The sequence below is a fragment of the Virgisporangium aurantiacum genome (assembly GCF_016863635.1).
GTDB classification, from domain to species: domain Bacteria; phylum Actinomycetota; class Actinomycetes; order Mycobacteriales; family Micromonosporaceae; genus Virgisporangium; species Virgisporangium aurantiacum.
In genome coordinates this window covers 191,480-208,168 of sequence record NZ_BOPG01000045.1, presented here as the reverse complement: position 1 = coordinate 208,168, position 16,689 = coordinate 191,480, and the positions used below count along the sequence as shown (strand labels likewise).

14 protein-coding genes are annotated in these 16,689 nt (G+C 73.1%); 6 read left to right on the top strand and 8 right to left on the bottom strand.

Annotated elements, in window-relative coordinates:
* Positions 1-65 precede the first annotated feature (65 nt).
* Entirely contained in the window at positions 66-1,298 is a 1,233-nt protein-coding gene (locus Vau01_RS34145; RefSeq protein ID WP_204001309.1) for an EAL and HDOD domain-containing protein, read from the top strand.
* A 4-nt stretch (positions 1,299-1,302) separates the two neighbouring features.
* Here the strand turns inward: Vau01_RS34145 and Vau01_RS34140 are convergent, their stop codons facing one another.
* The 5 genes from Vau01_RS34140 to Vau01_RS34120 all read right to left on the bottom strand — a co-directional run bounded on the left by Vau01_RS34140 (position 1,303) and on the right by Vau01_RS34120 (position 7,385).
* Positions 1,303-2,472, bottom strand: coding sequence for a phage tail tape measure protein (locus Vau01_RS34140; RefSeq protein WP_204001292.1), 1,170 nt, complete (start codon positions 2,470-2,472; stop codon positions 1,303-1,305).
* Positions 2,473-2,557: 85 nt separating this feature from the next.
* Positions 2,558-3,427 (bottom strand): hypothetical protein, encoded by an 870-nt coding sequence (locus tag Vau01_RS34135; RefSeq protein ID WP_204001289.1) that lies wholly within the window; start codon positions 3,425-3,427, stop codon positions 2,558-2,560.
* Positions 3,428-3,507: 80 nt separating this feature from the next.
* A complete protein-coding gene (locus tag Vau01_RS34130) occupies positions 3,508-4,287 on the bottom strand; it encodes a hypothetical protein (RefSeq protein ID WP_204001286.1) in 780 nt (259 codons plus the stop codon).
* A 42-nt stretch (positions 4,288-4,329) separates the two neighbouring features.
* Positions 4,330-6,696 (bottom strand): FtsX-like permease family protein, encoded by a 2,367-nt coding sequence (locus tag Vau01_RS34125; RefSeq protein ID WP_204001283.1) that lies wholly within the window; start codon positions 6,694-6,696, stop codon positions 4,330-4,332.
* Positions 6,693-7,385, bottom strand: coding sequence for an ABC transporter ATP-binding protein (locus Vau01_RS34120; protein WP_204001279.1), 693 nt, complete (start codon positions 7,383-7,385; stop codon positions 6,693-6,695). Before Vau01_RS34120 ends, Vau01_RS34125 begins: the two co-directional genes overlap by 4 nt.
* Positions 7,386-7,537: 152 nt before the next feature.
* Here Vau01_RS34120 and Vau01_RS34115 point away from each other — a divergent pair, with 152 nt between their 5' ends.
* The 3 genes from Vau01_RS34115 to Vau01_RS34105 all read left to right on the top strand — a co-directional run bounded on the left by Vau01_RS34115 (position 7,538) and on the right by Vau01_RS34105 (position 10,322).
* Positions 7,538-8,350 carry a sensor histidine kinase gene (locus Vau01_RS34115; RefSeq protein ID WP_204001276.1) on the top strand — a complete coding sequence of 271 codons (813 nt, stop codon included), beginning with the start codon at positions 7,538-7,540 and terminating at the stop codon, positions 8,348-8,350.
* Positions 8,347-9,018, top strand: a complete 672-nt coding sequence (locus Vau01_RS34110) for a response regulator (protein WP_204001273.1) — start codon at positions 8,347-8,349, stop codon at positions 9,016-9,018. The genes Vau01_RS34115 and Vau01_RS34110 overlap by 4 nt, the downstream gene beginning before the upstream one ends.
* 116 nt (positions 9,019-9,134) lie before the next feature.
* Positions 9,135-10,322, top strand: a complete 1,188-nt coding sequence (locus tag Vau01_RS34105) for a S8 family peptidase (RefSeq protein WP_204001270.1) — start codon at positions 9,135-9,137, stop codon at positions 10,320-10,322.
* Here Vau01_RS34105 and Vau01_RS34100 read toward each other — a convergent pair.
* Both Vau01_RS34100 and Vau01_RS34095 read right to left on the bottom strand, forming a co-directional pair.
* The gene (locus tag Vau01_RS34100) at positions 10,313-10,891 is read right to left on the bottom strand and encodes a GNAT family N-acetyltransferase (protein WP_204001267.1); all 579 of its coding nucleotides are present in this window, start codon (positions 10,889-10,891) and stop codon (positions 10,313-10,315) included. The two genes, Vau01_RS34105 and Vau01_RS34100, sit on opposite strands and share 10 nt — an antisense overlap.
* A 40-nt stretch (positions 10,892-10,931) precedes the next feature.
* The gene (locus Vau01_RS34095; protein WP_204001265.1) at positions 10,932-11,495 is read right to left on the bottom strand and encodes a hypothetical protein; all 564 of its coding nucleotides are present in this window, start codon (positions 11,493-11,495) and stop codon (positions 10,932-10,934) included.
* 66 nt (positions 11,496-11,561) lie between these two features.
* Here Vau01_RS34095 and Vau01_RS64750 point away from each other — a divergent pair, with 66 nt between their 5' ends.
* Positions 11,562-14,264, top strand: coding sequence for a winged helix-turn-helix domain-containing protein (locus tag Vau01_RS64750; protein ID WP_204001263.1), 2,703 nt, complete (start codon positions 11,562-11,564; stop codon positions 14,262-14,264).
* A 90-nt stretch (positions 14,265-14,354) separates the two neighbouring features.
* Complete coding sequence (locus Vau01_RS34085) at positions 14,355-15,176, top strand: class I SAM-dependent methyltransferase (protein WP_204001261.1); 822 nt, start codon at positions 14,355-14,357, stop codon at positions 15,174-15,176.
* Here the strand turns inward: Vau01_RS34085 and Vau01_RS34080 are convergent, their stop codons facing one another.
* The gene (locus Vau01_RS34080; protein ID WP_204001259.1) at positions 15,177-16,655 is read right to left on the bottom strand and encodes a sensor domain-containing diguanylate cyclase; all 1,479 of its coding nucleotides are present in this window, start codon (positions 16,653-16,655) and stop codon (positions 15,177-15,179) included.
* Between the last annotated feature and the right edge of the window lie 34 nt (positions 16,656-16,689).

Sequence of the window (16,689 nt, the reverse complement as noted above, 5' to 3'; positions counted from 1 at the left end):
ACGGCGACGGACCGGATCACGGCCGGAACGCTCAGAAGCGGATCGGGGGTGCCGATAGGTGCCTCGTGACAGTCCGTCCGGCGCAGTCAACCGCAGCCTCGACGACCCACGTGGGCCGCCAACCCGTGTACGACCGCGGCGGCGACGTCATCGGCTACGAACTCCTCTTCCGCGAAGGCGCGCACGCCACCACCGCCACGCGTCGCAACGCCTACGCGACCAGCCAGGTCATCATCGCCGCCTTCACCGAGTTCGGCCTCGCGGAACTCGTCGGCGACCGGCCCTGCTTCGTGAACCTCACCCGCGAGTTCCTCGTCGGCGAGCTCCCCGTGCCCTTCGACTACAACCAGACCGTCCTCGAGGTCCTGGAAACCATCGACGTCGACGACGAGGTCGTCACCGGCATCGCCAACCTCGTCGACCGCGGCTACACCATCGCCCTCGACGACTTCGTCTTCACCGAGCACACCTCCCGGCTCCTCCCCCTCGCCAGCTTCGTCAAGGTCGACATGCTCGACGCCGACCCCGACACGCTTCAGGACACCGTCACCCGGCTCCGCCAGCACCCGCATCTCACGCTCGTCGCCGAGCGCCTCGAAACCGAACAGCAGCTGACCCACGCCACCGACCTCGGCTTCGACCTCTTCCAGGGCCACGTCCTCGGCCGTCCGCACGTGACGACCACCCACGCCCTGTCCCCGTCGGACCTGCGGCGGTTGGAACTGTTGACCGCCCTCCACGACGACGACGCCGACATCGGCCACATCGCCGACCTCACCGCCACCGATCCCGCCCTCGCGCTGCGCGTGCTGCGCGCCAGCAACAGCGCCGCCTCCGGCATGAGCAAGACCGTCGACTCCATCCGCGACGCGGTCATCCTCCTCGGCCTGCAACGCATCCGGGACTGGGTGACCCTCATGGTCATCAGCGATATGACCCATGCCACCGACGACCAGCTCACCACCACCCTCATCCGCGGTCGCATGTGCCACAGCCTCGCCGACCACCGCGGCCTGTCGCCCGACGCCGCGTTCACCGTCGGCCTGCTCTCCGGCGTCGCCGACCTCATCAACCAGCCGATCGGCGACCTCGTCCGCAGCCTCCCGCTGGCCCCGGACACCACCAGGGCCCTCACCGACCACAGTGGACCCCTCGGCGACGTCCTCGCCACCATCCGCGCGTACGAGAACACCAGCACCGACACCGCCGACGACCTCGCGAGCGCCTACCTCGCGGCGCTGGCCTGGTCGAACCGCACCCTCGTGCCGGTCAGCGCCGCCGACAGCTCCCGCGTCTGAGCCGTCAGGCCCGCCACACGGGTTCGGTCGGTGCCCGGCGCGTGCGGTCGGGCGGGATCCAGATCAGCTGCGGGTCGGCCAGCGGTCCCCACCACCAGTACGTTCCGGCCTGCCGGTCGGTGAACGACGGCCCCCACCACCGGATCGTGGTGGCCTGCTGGTCGGTGAACGGCACCATCTCGACCGACTTGTGCCGGAACACCCCGCGCCACGACGGCTCGTGCCACGCGACCGAGGGCCACATCGGCGGCCGGGCCGCCCCGATCGCGGCCACCGGTGCCGGAACGGTCTGCGCCACGGCCTGCGTCGAGGGGGCCGTCGCGGCGCTGGTGACCGTCGCGGTGCTCGACACCGGCGCGGTGGCCAGCACGATGGCCGCGCCGATGGTGACCAGTCCCGCGGCCGCGGCCGCCGCACCCCAGCCGGGCCGGACCGTGTCGCCGAGCAGGGCGATCCCGACGGCGGACGGGGCGACCACCTCGCCGATCCACAGCACCGCCGTCACCGGGCCGACCTGGCCGTGCTGCAGCGCGTTGGTGTACAGGAGCATGCCGGCCGCCGCGAACGTGACCAGTGCCGCCGTGAGCGGCTCGGAGATCAACGCCAGCGCGAACGCGGGCACGTTCGGCGACTCGGTGGGCATCGGGAGCGTGCGTCCACACAGCGCCGCGCCACCGAACGCCGTTCCCGCCAGCGCGGCCACGACGCCCGGCGAGGAGACCTTGGTCGCGCCCCACCCGATGACCGCCAGCGACACCGCGGCGACGCAGAACCCGAGCCGGACCGCCGGGGACGGCAGCACCGGCTCCTGCGGCCCGGCCGACATCGCCAGCACCGTCAGGGCGGCGATGGTGATCATGACGGCGGCGACGTCGCGGCGGCGCAACCGCGACGACAGGACGAGGCGGGCGGCCACGACGGTGACCGCGAGCGAGCCGGCGAGCACCGACTGGACCTGGTAGACCACCAGTTCCCGCAGCGCGACCATCGACGCCGCCCAGGCCAGCAGGTCGCAGCCCACACCGAGGAGGTAGATCGGATGGCCCAGCGTGCGCACGGTGCCGGTGCTGCGCATGGCGCCGACCGCCTGCAGGATCGACCCGACGCCGTAGCTGAACGCGCCGAAGACGGCCATCGCCAATGCGATCCAGCCCGACAAAGTCATCGCGCTCACCAGCCAAAATTACGCAGCGCTATTACGACATCACTATCCGATGATATGACACGCGGCGGCCACAGGGAACGCCCAATATCGGCGACTATCGAGACGCGCGGCGGGTGAAGCAGCGCGCGAGCAGGCTCGACCCGCCGAACAGCGTCGCCGGTCCCCAGGCCACCACGGCGACCAACGCGACCGCGCCGAGCGCCGCCGACCAGGTGGCACCGGTCGACACCAGCGCCGCCGCCAGCGCACCCTCGCGGGCGCTCAACCCGTTCAGCCCGGGCAGGAGCGTGCCGAGCTGACTCGCCGCGTACAGCGTCGCCACCTGGATCGGCCCGGCCCGGTGACCGGTCGCCGTCACCGCACCGACCAGCAATGCCACGGCCGTGACCTGATACCCCACCGACAGGCCGACACCGACCGCGACCGCCCGCCACCCCGGCCACGCCCGCCCGACCGCCGGCCGGCGCCGGCGCGCGAACACCACCAGCACGGCAACCACCGCCGCGACGACGAACACCGGCACGGCCATCGCGACCGGCAGCGTCACCCCGACGACGGCGGCCGACAGGACCAGCGCGACCCCGCCGATCAACCGGTCGACCGCGATCACGCCGCCGGCGTGCAGCGGCTCCATGCCCGCGCCGACCAGCCGGCTCCCCCGCCACAGATCGGCGCCCACGTGTCCCGGCGACGCCAGGCCGAGCAGCTCGCCCTCGGCGTACGTGCGCAGGTGCCACCACAGGCCGTGCCCGTTGCGGGACACCAGCAGGAACCGCACCGGGCACAGGACGTACTTGCCCACGATCCACACGGCGACGGCGGGCAGCAGCGGCAGCAGCGAGATCCGCGGCACCCGGGTCAGGACGCCGACGGACACCGCCAGCGGCACCACGACGACCGCCACGCGCAACCAGGGGTTGCCGGCGAGGCGGCGGAAGGCCGTTCGGATCCGGTCCGGCAACATCACCCCTCTCGCCGGGCGCTTACCGTCGTTGACCTGTCACTTTAGGTCAAGGACGAGCGCCCGGCGAGCGGAGCCGTCGGCTACAGGGTCTGGAGGATCGGCAGGGATCGCTGCGCCACCGGCCGGCTGGTGCGTCCGGTCGCGGTCCGCTGGGCGAGCGAGAGGCTGGTGTCGTACCCGCCGGTGTGGTCGCCGTAGACCCGGCAGAACCACTGCGTGCGTCCCTCGAGAATCCGCGAGTTGCACGTCGGGGTCAGCTGCGTGATGACCGCCTGGGTGCTGCGGATGAGCACCGGGATCATGCTCGTGTTGCTGACACCGATCCGGCTCCGGACGATCAGCATGATCGGGCCGACCGCCAGGAGCGCGAACCCGAGCTGGTCGGCGGCGGCCTTGTCCGGCCCGGTGGCGAGCAGGCTGTCGATGAGGTTGACGCAGCTGCGCGCCGCCATCGCGAAGGCCTCCTGGCTGTCGCGGCTGTAGGAGTCGAAGTTCTCGAAGTCGAGCACGGCGTCCTGGGCGCAGGCCCGCGCCTGCGCGGCGGCGACCGCGTCGATGCGGGCCATCACCTCCACCTTGGCGCTGTAGATCGCGTTGAGGATCTGCCGCGTGGCGTCCTCCACCGACAGGCTCCCGGCGGTGAACGTCCGGTAGGCGGTGAAGGCGGCGGAGATCACGGACGCGATCGCACCGACCTCGCCCGGGGTCACCGCGAGTTGTGCCTGGCCGGTGGCCGCGAACCGGTCGGCGGGAGCCGCCGCTGCCGGGCCGGCCCCCATCAGGACCGGCCCGGCGGCCACCGTCACGGTGAGGAGTCCGGCCAGCACCCGGCGACCGGCTCGTGACGTCATGACATTCATGGACGACAACGTATGCAGAACCGTTGCACCGCCGTTGCAGCCTCACTCGTTGTGGAGCACCTCGGCGATCGTGAGCCGGGCCGCGCCGCGGGCCGGAACCAGCGCGCCGAGCAGCGCGATCACGAGACCGGCGAGCGCCATCAGCACGAGCGTCGGCACCTGCCACACCTCCATCACCACGTGCGGGAGGGTGACCCGGCCCGCGTCGGCCGCGGCGGGCACGACATACCGGTGCGCGAGGACCCCCAGCGGGATCCCGAGCACGCCACCGGCGACGCCGACGACGGTCATCGACGCGAGCACCATCGTGACCACCTGGCGCGGCGTCATCCCCATCGACTTCAGCGTGCCGAGGTCGCGGCGGCGCTCCCGGACGTTGAGCACGACCGTGTTGAAGACGCCGAGCGCCGCCACCGTCGACAGCAGCAGCGAGAGCACCGTCGAGAAGCCGACGATGATCACCTCGAGGTCGCTGACCTGGGAGGTGTCGTACGCGTCGACCGCCGGATCGGCCGCCCGCACCGCGTCGACGTAGGCCGCCACGTCGCCGCCCGGCCGGAGCTGGACCTGGTACTGCACCTCGTGCGGCAGCACGACACGGTCGGGCGCCAGCCCGGTGAACACCTGCCGGTCCGCGACGATGCCCGCCGGCCCGAACGGGGTGTTCATGACCACGCCGACCACGGTCACCACCTTCTGCCGCCCGTCGATCTCCAGGGTCAGCCTGTTCCCGACCGCCAGCCCGTGTTCCCGCACGAACTTCGACGGGATGACCGTCTCGTCCGGGCCCGCCAGCCAGCGTCCTTCGGTGAGCAGATCCTGGTACCCCATGGCCGAGTAGTCGCCGCTGAGAAAGTTGACGGTCAACGGCTGGGTCTGCCCGACGGTCGCGACCGGCTGGGTGAAGGTGGCGGTGACGCGGGCGGCGTCCGGCAGGCCGCGCAGCAGGGCCTCGACCTCGGCGTCGGTGCGGGTGGTGCGGGCCGGCGCCTCCTGCGGCGGCTGGCCCGGCGCCCCGATCCGGCTGTGACCGTCGGACGGCCGCACCTCGACCTGCCCCGACGCCCGGTCCTGGAGCGTCGACAACCGGCCGAGCGTCGCGGTCAGGCCGGTCGCGAACGTCACGGTGGTGACGCCGAGCAGGACGGCCGCGACGGTGAAGGCGGTGCGGCCCGGTCGCGCGAACGGCAGGCCGAGCCCGAGGGTGACGTGACGCGGCAGCCGGATGCCGGCGAGCCGGCGCTGTACCCGGGTGCCCCGCCCGGTGCGTGGGGCGCTGCCGGCGCTGATCGCCTCGGCGGCCGACAGCCGGTGGGCCCGGACGGCGGGAACGAACGCCACGAGGGCGACGAACACCGGCATCCCGACGAAACCGGCGAACCAGATCCAGGGCGCGACACCGACGCCCACGTCGAGCCCGAACCCGCGGAACCCCTCGTTCACCAGCGGCTGGCCGGCGAAGGTCCCCGCGACGGTACCCAGGACCGAGCCGACGATAGCGGGCACCGACACCATGGCGAGGTAGACGGCGACCACCTGCCGCGGGGTGAACCCGAGCGCCTTGAGGATCCCGATGTGCCGGTACCCGGAGACCACCGCGCCGCTGACCACGTTGCCCACGATGACGATCGCGACGATCAGCCCGAGCACGCCGAACGTGGCGAGGAACGGCACGTAGACCGCGATGTCGGCGGCGACCTCCTTCTTGACGACGAGGTACTGCTGCGCGGCGACCAGCGCGCCCGCCGGCAGCCCGGCCGTGACGGCGGCCAACCGGGCGTCGACCGCCGCCTCCGTGGACACGTCACCGCTGAAGCGGTAGAGCATCTGCACAGCCGTGGGCCGCAGGTCGGTCATCTGCGCGGGCGTCACCCAGGCGTCGGCGGACCCGCTCAGGCTGTACGCCCGGCCGACGAGCGTGAACGGCTTGCCGCCCAGCGTCAGCTGATCTCCGACGTACGGCGGGAACGCCGGGTCGCCGTCACGGGGCGGCTGGTTGAGGACGATCTCGCCGGGCGCGGTTGGCCAGCGCCCCTCCCAGAGGTCCAGCCGGTCGACCGGACCGCCCGGGTCGGCACGCCCGACGACGGTCATCGGGCCCTCCCGCACCGGCCCGGTGGTGCCGGACAGGTCGAGGACGACCTGACCGAACGGTCCCGCCGCGGCCGACACGCCGGTCTTCCGGCCGGTGAGTTGCGCGTCGGTGACCGTGGCCGGGTCGAACACGGCGACGGCGTGCGGCCCGCGCTGTTTCTCGAAGGCCTTCTCGAACGGCGCCGACGACGCGTCGAGCAGCGCCAGCGCCACGATGATCGTCGTGGTGGAGAGCAGCACCACCAGCCCGATGACGAACGTCTGCACCCGCCGGCGGTGTACCGCCGCCCGCGACGCGCGCCATACGGCACTCACGCGCGTTCCAGGGTGCGCTCGCGGGCGATCCGGCCGTCGGCCAGCTCGATCACGCGGCTGGCGCACCGCGTCGCGAGCCGCTCGTCGTGGGTGACGATCAGCAGCGTCTGACCGATCTGGTTGAGGTCGAGCAGCAGGTCCATCACCTGCTCACCGGCGCGGCTGTCGAGCGCGCCGGTGGGCTCGTCGGCCATCAGCAGCGCCGGCCGGTTGATGAGTGCCCGGGCCACCGCGACGCGCTGGCGCTGGCCGCCGCTGAGCGTCGCCGGGTAGGCGTTGCGCCGGTCGGCGACGCCGAGTTCGTCGAGCAGTTCGAGGGCCCGCTTGCGGGCGACGCCGGCCCGCGACCCGGTGAGCTGGGCGGCGAGCGCCACGTTGTCGAGCGCCGGCAGGTCGTCGAGCAGGTTGAAGAACTGGAAGATCATGCCGACCTTGTGCCGCCGGAACAGGGCCAGCTTCGTCTCGTTCAACCGGCCCAGCTCCTGGTCGTGGACGCGCACCGAGCCGGACGTCGGCCGGTCGAGACCCGCGATCATGTTCAGCAACGTGGACTTGCCGCAGCCCGACGGTCCCATCACGGCCACCGCCTCGCCGCTGCGGATCTCGAGCGACACGCCGTCGAGGGCGGTCGTGTCGCCGTACTCTTTGCGGACGTCGTCGAGCCGCACGACGCAGGTGTCAGTGGTCATGGCTGCACGGTAGGGTCGCCGGTGCTGCCCGGTCGTCGTTCCCGGGATGCAACCCGCGGGCGCCGTAGTCCCGGAGATGTACGACGCTGGACCCGGGGCATGATGCGGTCCGGGTCGGGAATCTGTGAAGGTGACCCTATGAAGGTGACGGCGTGGGCTGGCTCGTCGGTGCGCTCGTAACAGCGCTCGGGGTCGCGTGCGCGTCGGCGGCCTGGCTCGGTGTCGCGCTCGTCCGCACGCGTCGGCGACACCGTCGGACGCTGGAGGAGCGCGGCTGGCTCCTCGAACGTGAACGGGAGAGCGCGGCCCGCACCGCCGTCGACGCCGAGCGTGCCCGCATTGCGCGGGAACTCCACGACATCGTCAGCCACAACGTCAGCCTGATGATCGTGCAGGCCGCCGCCGCGCGCGAGGTGCTCACGTCGCTGCCCGACGACGCCTCGGCGGCGCTGTCGGCCGTGGAGCGTGCCGGCCGCACCACGATGACCGAACTGCGCCACCTCCTCGGCCTGCTGGCCCCCGCGGCCGACGGTACCGATTCGACCGATCTCGCTCCCCAGCCGAGCCTCGGCCGGCTGAGCCCGTTGATCGACCGGATCGCGTTCGCCGGCCTTCCGGTGGAGGTGCGCATCTCCGGCGAGCCCCGGCCGCTGCCGTCCGGGGTCGACGTCACCGCCTACCGGATCGTGCAGGAGGCGCTGACGAACGCGGTCAAGCACGGCAGCGGCGGGAAGGCCGAGGTGACGATCCGGTACGCCGAGCGCTCGGTGCGCGTCGAGGTGCTCACCGGCGGTCCCAGTGTCCTGACCGGCGACAAGCCCGGACCGCGCGACGGCGACGGCACCGGGCGGGGTCTCATGGGGCTGCGGGAGCGGGTCGCGGTCTACGGCGGCGACCTCGACGCCCGCCGGCGCCTCGGAGGTGGGTACCGGGTCCGCGCCCGAATCCCGGTGGACTCCTCATGACGTCGCCGAAGGTTTTGATCGTCGACGACCAGGAGCTCATCCGCACCGGCTTCCGCCTGATCCTCACCGCCCGCGGCATCGACGTGGTCGGCGAGGCGGGCGACGGCGTCGAGGCGGTGTCGGCCGAGCGGCGGCTGCAGCCCGACGTCGTCCTCATGGACATCCGCATGCCGACGATGGACGGGCTGGAGGCGACCCGGCGGATCCTCGAGCACAGCCCGCGCTGCCGCGTCCTCATGCTCACCACGTTCGACCTCGACCGGTACGTCTACGCCGCGCTGTCGATCGGCGCCAGCGGGTTCCTCCTCAAGGACGTCACCGCCGACCACCTCGCCGCCGCCGTGCGCCTCGTCGACACCGGCGACGCCCTCCTGGCGCCCTCGATCACCCGCCGGCTCGTCCAGCGGTTCGCCACCGAGCGCGCGGGCGCCGGCGCGACGCCCGCCGTCCACCGCGACCTCACCGCGCTGACGCCGCGCGAGCTGGAGGTGCTGACCCTGCTCGGCCGCGGCCTGTCCAACACCGAACTCGCCGCCGCGCTGACGCTCAGCGAGGCGACCGTGAAGACGCACGTCGCCCGGATCTTCGCCAAGCTCTCGCTGCGCGACCGCGCCCAGGCGGTGGTGCTGGCGTACGAGACCGGTCTGGTCACACCCGGTGACACCTGATACATCGCGGCGTGGTCGGGATGCGGACAGTGACTGATGGAGTGATGTGACGTCACACACCGCTCCGTGACCAGTACGGTCGGCATCACATCTCCGAAGGGGTGGGTGAGCCAGCCATGCTACGAACCAAGCACGTCATCCTGCGGCGCACGGAGACGCGGGAGACCCGGGACGACCCGACGTCGCCGGGGCCGGCCGGAGTCGGACCCGAGTCGGTACCCGTCAAGGTCGAGGTGGAGGCGTTGACGGCCGCCGACGCGGCGGACCTCAACCGCCGCGCCGACATCGAGGCCGTCGCACTGGTCTTCCCCATGAAACTCATCCGTCCGGTCGAACTGGCCGACGAGTCCCAGCCGACCGCGTCGACCGTCGCGTGGGGCATCCCCGCCGTCGGCGCCGACACGTCACCGTTCTCCGGCGACGGCGTCACGGTCGCGGTCCTCGACACCGGCATCGACCCGAACCACCCGGCGTTCCGGGGCGTCGAACTGGTCCGGAAGAACTTCACCTCCGAAGGCGACGACGACGCGCACGGGCACGGCACGCACTGCGCCGGCACGATCTTCGGCCGCAACGTCGACGGCAAGCGGATCGGCGTGGCGCCCGGCGTGGGCACCGCCGTCATCGGCAAGGTGCTCGGCTCGAAGGGCGGCGGCAGCGACGACATCCTGACGGCCATCGAATGGGCGATCGGCAGCGGCGCGCAGGTCATCTCGATGTCGCTCGGCATGGACTTCCCGGGGCTCGTCAGCGACCTCGAACAGGACGGCGTTCCCACCGACCTCGCGACGTCGATGGCGCTGGAGGCCTACCGCGCCAACATCCTGCTGTTCGAGCGGCTGGCCTCGCTCGTCGCGGCCCGGGCCGCCTTCACCGGTCCGTGCCTGATGGTCGCGGCCGCGGGCAACGAGAGCAAGCGCAGCAAGGACCCGGACTTCGTCATCGCGGTGAGCCCGCCGGCCGCCGCCGACGGCATGGTCTCGGTGGCCGCGCTCGGCCCGGATCCGGCCGGATTCAGCATCGCGAGCTTCTCGAACTACGGCGCGCGCCTGTCGGGGCCGGGCGTCGACGTGCTGTCGGCCCGGGCCGGCGGCGGGTTGACCACGATGAGCGGCACCAGCATGGCGACGCCCCACGTCGCCGGCGTCGCCGCGCTGTGGGCGGAGAAGCTGATGAAGGCCAACCAGTTCTCGTTGCAGCGCTACACCGACCGCCTCGTGGGTTCGGCGGTGACCGACGGGTTGAAGCCGGGCTTCCGGCCGGCCGACGTCGGCAACGGCATGGTGCGCGCGCCTCAGAACTGAGCCGGCCACTCCGGTTCGTCGCCGGTGTTGTCGATGATGCCGACGGTTTCCAGGAAGAACGGCGCCGGAGCCGGGTTCCGGTCGACGCGCATGCCGATGCGTCGCATGACGCCGGCCGAGGCCGCGTTGGTGTCCTCGGTGGTGGCGACGATCCGGCGCACCTGCCACTGCCTGAACGCGAAGTCCACCAGCGCGGCGCCCGCCTCGGCGGCGTAACCGTTGCGCTGGTGGGCGGACGCGACGGCCCAGAACAGGCCGACCTCCGGGATGTTGTGCGCCGACGTGTCGGGGTGATGCGGCAGCAGGCCGAACGGCATCATCGACGGCACGAGCCCGGCGAGGCCGACCAGTTCGCCGGTGCTCCTGAGCACGACGCCCCGGTCGCCGTAGGGCATCTGGTGCAGCCGCCGCTGCTGCTCGTAGCCGAGGATCGTCCAGTCGAGCCACCGGGCCCGCTCCGGCCGGGTGCACGGGTTCATGGACAGGTCGAGGTCGAGGATCGCGTGCACGGCGTCGAGGTCGCCCGGTGTGAGTTCACGGACGCGCAGGCGCGGTGTTTCGAGGTCCACACGGTGACTCAACCCGGTCCGGGCCGGCGGGGCCAGCGATTTAGACGGTGAACATCACCGCGACGGCGATCGCGGCCGCGGTCCCGGTCACCACGCGCCGGTACCGTTCGTAGGTCTCGTGGGCGTGCAGCCACGCGATCACCGCCTCGACGTCCGCCGACGGCGGGGGTGGTGGCAACGGCCGCACCGCGGCGATCCGGACGGCCGCACTCGTCGCCGCGGGCCCGGCGGCCGCACCCGTCGCCGCGGGCGGAGCGGTCCAGCGGGCGGGCACCAGGTCGGTGAACACCTCGATCTCGCGATAGTCGTCCGGCTCGACCCGGGTCTCCGGCGAGTCCGGACGCCACGGCGCGGTGCGGCGGGCCAGCGCGACGCCGAGGTACGCCCCCGCCGGATCGGGCCGGCGCAGCCACACCCGCAGGATCTCGAGCCAGCGCCACCGCAGGGCGACGTCGGCCAGCACGTTCGTGCACACCTCGTCGACGTCCTGCCCGGGATTGGCCAGCCGCCGCGCATCGCGTCGCAGCGCCTCGAAACGGCACTCGACGAACCGGCGGTAACCGGGCGCCGGCTCCAGGCTCATCCGCGGCAGCAGACCCGCCACGCATCGATGGTAAGCGCTACCCGCGGTTCGGTACCTTGGTTACCCGGGCGCCGGATTGGGGCGGGCATGGGTCGGATCCCGTCGGTGGCAGGTGGGCTGCTGCTGGCAACCAAGCTGTTCGTTCCCCGGCCGCGTGCCGACCTGGTGCCCCGTCCCCGCTTGATCACGCGACTCAACGCCGGTCTGGCCGCGGGCCGGTGCTCGCTGCTGTCGGCACCGGCCGGTGCCGGCAAGACCAGCCTGCTGGCGGCCTGGCTCGCCCAACTCGACCGCCCGGCCGCGTGGCTCACCCTCGACGACCGCGACCAGACGGCCGACCAGGTGCTCCGCTACCTCGTCGCCGCCTGCCAGGTGTTCGCGCCCGCCTGCGGACGGAAGGCGTCGGCCTGGCTCGAGGCCCAGCCGCCGCCGCGCGCCGAGGTCGTGGTCACCGAACTGGTCAACGACCTGGCCGCGCTGCCCTCCCCCGGTGTCCTCGTCCTGGACGACTACCACGTCGTCCGCGACCCCGCCGTGCACGCCGCGGTCGTCTTCCTGCTCGACCATCTGCCACCTTCGCTGCACCTGGTGATCGCCGGCCGGGAGGACCCGCCGCTGCCGCTGCCGCAACTGCGGGCCCGCCGCCACCTGGTCGAGGTGCGCGCGCCGGACCTGAGTTTCAGCGTCGCGGAGGCGGCCGCGTTGCTGGCCGGGCTGTGCCTGCCGGCGGCGCAGGTGACGGTGCTGGTGGAGCGCACCGAAGGCTGGGCGGCCGGCCTGCAGCTGGCCGGGCTCGCCCTGCACGACCGGCCCGACCCGGCGGCGGTGGTGTCCGCCTTCACCGGCGGGCACCGGCTGGTCGCCGACTACCTGCTGGCCGAGGTGCTGGAGCGGCAGCCGCCGGCGACCCGCCGCTTCCTGCTGGCCACCAGCGTGCTCGACCGGCTGTGCGCACCGCTGTGCGACACCCTGGTGGAGACCGCTCTGGTGGAGACAGCCGACAGCCAGGAGATCCTGGAGGGTCTGGAGCGGGCCAACCTGTTCCTGGTGCCGCTGGACGACGAACGGGTCTGGTACCGCTTCCACCGCCTCTTCGCCGACGCGTCGCGGGCCCGCCTGGTCCGGGAGGCCGGGCCGGAGGCGGTGGCGGCGCTGCACCGGCGGGCCGGCGCCTGGTTCGGACGGCATGAGCTGCTGCCGGAGGCGATCGGGCACGCGTTGGCCGGTGGCGCCGCCGAGGACGCCGTCCCGTGGATCGAGGCGCTGACGCCCACCATGTTCGCGACCATGAGCGTCCACCGGCGGCTGGCCGACTGGCTGGCGGCGCTGCCCGACCCGGTCGTCCGGAGCCGGCCGCTGCTCTGCCTGGCCCGGGCCTGGCTCCTGATCCACCGGGTCGAACTGCAACCCGCCACGGCGTGGATCGAGGCGGCCGAGGCCGCGCTGACGCCCGACGACGCGGCCGCATCAGCGCTGACGCCCGACGACGTGGCCGCGCGCGGCGCGGTCGCCGCCACCCGGGCGTACCTGGCCACCGTCGCGCCGGACGCCGCACCGGAGCAGGCCGTGACGTGGGCGGAACAGGCGCTGGCCGACCTGCCGCCGGCGGAGACGGCCTACCGGAGCATCGCCGGCGTCAGCCTCGGCCAGGCCGCGCTCGCACTGGGCCGGCTCGACGGGGCCGAACGGGCCTTCGCCGGCGCCGCGACGGCGAACCGCGCGGCCGGGCTGGCGCAGGGCGACCTGACGGCGACCACCCAGCAGGTCAGCGTCCTGCGACTGCGTGGCGCCCGCCGGGAGGCGCTGGCCACCGGGCAGGCGGCGCTGGCCCAGGCCCGCGACCAGGTCGTCCCCTCGATCGTCGGGCGGCTGCAGACCGCGCTGGCCGACGCGCTGCTCGACGCGAACGACCTCGACGCGGCCCTGCCGCTGGCGATGGACGGCCTCGCCGCCCCGCGCGAGTTCGGGAACGCGCCGCCGCTGGTCCTGCTCGCGAGCCTGCCCGTCGTCCGGCTGCGCCTCGCCGAGGGCGACCCGGCCGGGGCGGAGGCCGTGCTGGCCGAGGTCCGGCCGCTCGTCCGCCACGGCCCGTACGCCATGGTGGCGCACCTGCTGGCGGCGGCCGAGGCGCGGATCCGCCTGGCCACGGACGACGGCGCGGGCGCCGTCGACTGGGCCGCCGCCGTCGCGTGGGACGGCCCGGTCGGGCCGGCGGCGCTGGCGGACCTGCTCCGGTTCGGCCCCGCCGCCGTCGAGGCGACCGGCGTCACGCCGGCGCGGGTCCTCCTCGCGCGGGGCCGGGCCACCGGCGACGCCGACCTGCTGGACCGGGCGCAACGGCACCTGGACGCCGCCGGGCGGCTGGCGGACGAGTGCGGACTGGGCTGGCTGCGGCCGCGGGTGGCGATGCTCCGGGCGCTGCTCGCCGACGCCCGCGGCGACTCGCGGGGAGCGCTCGGATCCCTCACGGCGGCCGTCGCCGAGGCCGAACGGGAGGGCGTCGTCCGGCCCTTCCTCGACGAGGGCGAGCCGATGGCCGCCCTCCTGGCCGACCTGCGTGGGGCGCGGCCGGCGGGCCACCGAACCGCTCTCGCCGAGCCGTTGACCGAGCGCGAACTGGAGGTGCTGCGGCTGCTCGCGGCCGGACACTCCAACGCCGGCATCGCGACCGCGCTGTTCGTGGAGCTGAGCACGGTCAAGACCCACCTGATCCACCTGTACGGCAAGCTCGGCGTCCACAGCCGCACGCGGGCGGTGGCCCGGGCCCGCGCGCTCGGGCTGCTGAACTGATCCACCCCGTCCTCCACCTTCCGGTTGACGCGTCCGGCCCGGCATCCGGCCAGGCTGACGACGTCCACGACGACCTGGAGGGACGAATCGATGACCACCACACTGCCGACCTTCACGCCGCTGGAGAACAGCCTGTGGCTGACGCTGTGCGCGCGGGCGCTCGACCACCGCTCACCGCGTCCCATCCTCGGCGACGCCGCCGCCGACCGGATCGTGCGCACCCTCGACTACGACTACCGCCGGCTCAACATCGACGCCAACCTGCGGGTCAGCGTCGCCCTGCGCGCCAGGAAGCTGGACCAGGTGGCGGCCGAATTCCTGGCCCGGCACCCGGACGCGGTCGGCCTCGACCTCGGCGCCGGACTCGACACCCGGCTCGCACGGCTGGACGCCGCCGCCACCGTCGACTGGTACGACGTCGACTTCCCCGCCGTCGCCGCCGCCCGGGAGCAGCTGACCCCCGCGCGGCCGAACGGCCACGTCATCGGCGCGGACGTGCGGGACGCGGGCTGGCTCGACGCCGTCCCGACCGACCGGCCCGCCGTGATCGTGGCCGACGGCCTGATGGGGTTCCTCACCAGGGACGAGATGATGACGCTGTGGAACCGGCTCGTCAACCACTTCCCCGAAGGCGAGCTGGTCTTCAACAGCTACAGCCGGTCGGCCCTCTGGCTGGCGCGGCACGCTCCGGGCACGCGGTCGGTCGCCGACCTGATCGCGTTCCCGGGCATGGACGACCCGCGCGAGCCCGAGAGCTGGAACCCGAGGCTGCACCTGGTGAAGGAGATCCTCCTCAGCCGGGAACCCGAGGTCGCCGAGTTCCCGCCGTTCTGGCGCTGGTACCACCGGCTGGCCGCCCGGAGCACCGCGTGGTCCCGCAAGGGCACGATCGTCCTGCGCTACCGCTTCTGATCACCGCGTGTGCAGCAGCGGCTCCATCGGGGCCGGCTCACCCGGGTACACCCGGTGGCATCCGCGCCCGGCCCGTTTCGCCTCGTAGAGGGCCTCGTCGGCCCGGGTGAGCACCGCGTCCAGCCCATCCGGGTCCCGATGCCCGGCGGCGATCCCGATGCTGAGGGACAGCGTGACCGGAGCACTCACCGTGCTGCTCCGGCAGCCCGCCTGCAGGTCGGCGGCGAGGCTGGCGGCGCCGCCGGTCCCGACTCCGGGCAGGACGACCGCGAACTCGTCGCCACCCAACCGGCACAGCAGATCGGTGGCGCGGAGGCGGCCGCGGATCACCCCGACGATCGCCCGGAGCGCCTCGTCACCGGCGTTGTGGCCGAACGTGTCGTTGATGCCCTTGAAGTGGTCCACGTCGATTACCAGGGCGCTGTAGGGGGTCCCGGCCAGGCGGTTCGTCTCGGCGAACAGGGCGCGCCGGTTCATCGCACCGGTCAGCTCGTCATGGTGGGCCTGGAAGTGCAGGGCGGCCTGCAGCCGGGCGCTGTGGACCAGCACGCTGCCCTGCCGCACGGTGACCAGCAGCGTGGCGATCGTGGCCAGCACGACCAGTCCGTTCAGCATCACACCGGACGAGCCCTCGAACGTCTTCCAGATCAGTACCAGGTAGCCGATCACGACGAATCCGTACGGCGCCATCGTGGCCGGCGAGAGCCGCGCCGCGCGCGGCGCCGGTCCCGGCGACGTCGCCGGTTCGCCCGGCTCCTGCCAGCGGACGCCGGCGAGCTGGTCGACGGCCGCCACCGTGAACAGGACGCACCCGATTCCGCGCGCCGACAGGACCACCGGCATCCACGGTCCGGTGATCCTGAGGACGTCGACGACGAAGCCGACCCCGGTCAGGACGACCATGCCGAGCGCGAAGGTCCGGACGGTGCGGGCGACGTGTGGGGCCGGCCGGCCCACCAGCACACCGACCGCGACGGCCAGGATCGTGAACGACAGGCAGAGGACGACGATCTGGCCGACCCGGTCGTCCGAGGGCGTCAGCTCGTTCCAGCGCGGCACCACGATGAACGTCCAGCACGCCATGAAGGCGCCGGTGAAGGCGATCAGGGCGTCGAGCGTCCGCGTGCCCCGACGCCCCGCGGCCCTACCGGCGGACGGGAAGGCCAGCAGGCCGACCACCCCGCCGATGCTGCCCACCACGGCGAACACCGCGCTCAGGGCGTTGTCCATGGCCGCGCCGATCACCACGCTGCTGAACCCGACGCAGAGGCACAACCAGGCGCGCCGGGAACCCGTGTCGAGCCGCTTCCGGCGGCTCAACATGCCGGCCAACACGGCCACCGGCACGTACAGCAGGCTCATGACGGGTCCGTACAGGTCGTCGGGGATGCCCGGCACGGTGAGGACGGCGACACTCAGCGCCCAGAAGAGGACCGCCCAGCCGATCGGGAACGCCGTGGCGAGGCGCTTGTCGGCCATGGCCGCTCCTCCGTGCAGGAATGGTCTCTGTGAC

What these genes read in the sequence shown, in the direction of transcription:
- Vau01_RS34105 (WP_204001270.1), top strand. Translation starts at nt 9,135, where the DNA reads ATGCTACGAACCAAGCACGTCATCCTGCGGCGCACGGAGACGCGGGAG.
- Vau01_RS34080 (WP_204001259.1), bottom strand. Translation starts at nt 16,655, where the DNA reads ATGGCCGACAAGCGCCTCGCCACGGCGTTCCCGATCGGCTGGGCGGTC.
- Vau01_RS64750 (WP_204001263.1), top strand. Translation starts at nt 11,562, where the DNA reads ATGGGTCGGATCCCGTCGGTGGCAGGTGGGCTGCTGCTGGCAACCAAG.
- Vau01_RS34085 (WP_204001261.1), top strand. Translation starts at nt 14,355, where the DNA reads ATGACCACCACACTGCCGACCTTCACGCCGCTGGAGAACAGCCTGTGG.
- Vau01_RS34130 (WP_204001286.1), bottom strand. Translation starts at nt 4,287, where the DNA reads ATGAATGTCATGACGTCACGAGCCGGTCGCCGGGTGCTGGCCGGACTC.
- Vau01_RS34120 (WP_204001279.1), bottom strand. Translation starts at nt 7,385, where the DNA reads ATGACCACTGACACCTGCGTCGTGCGGCTCGACGACGTCCGCAAAGAG.
- Vau01_RS34110 (WP_204001273.1), top strand. Translation starts at nt 8,347, where the DNA reads ATGACGTCGCCGAAGGTTTTGATCGTCGACGACCAGGAGCTCATCCGC.
- Vau01_RS34135 (WP_204001289.1), bottom strand. Translation starts at nt 3,427, where the DNA reads ATGTTGCCGGACCGGATCCGAACGGCCTTCCGCCGCCTCGCCGGCAAC.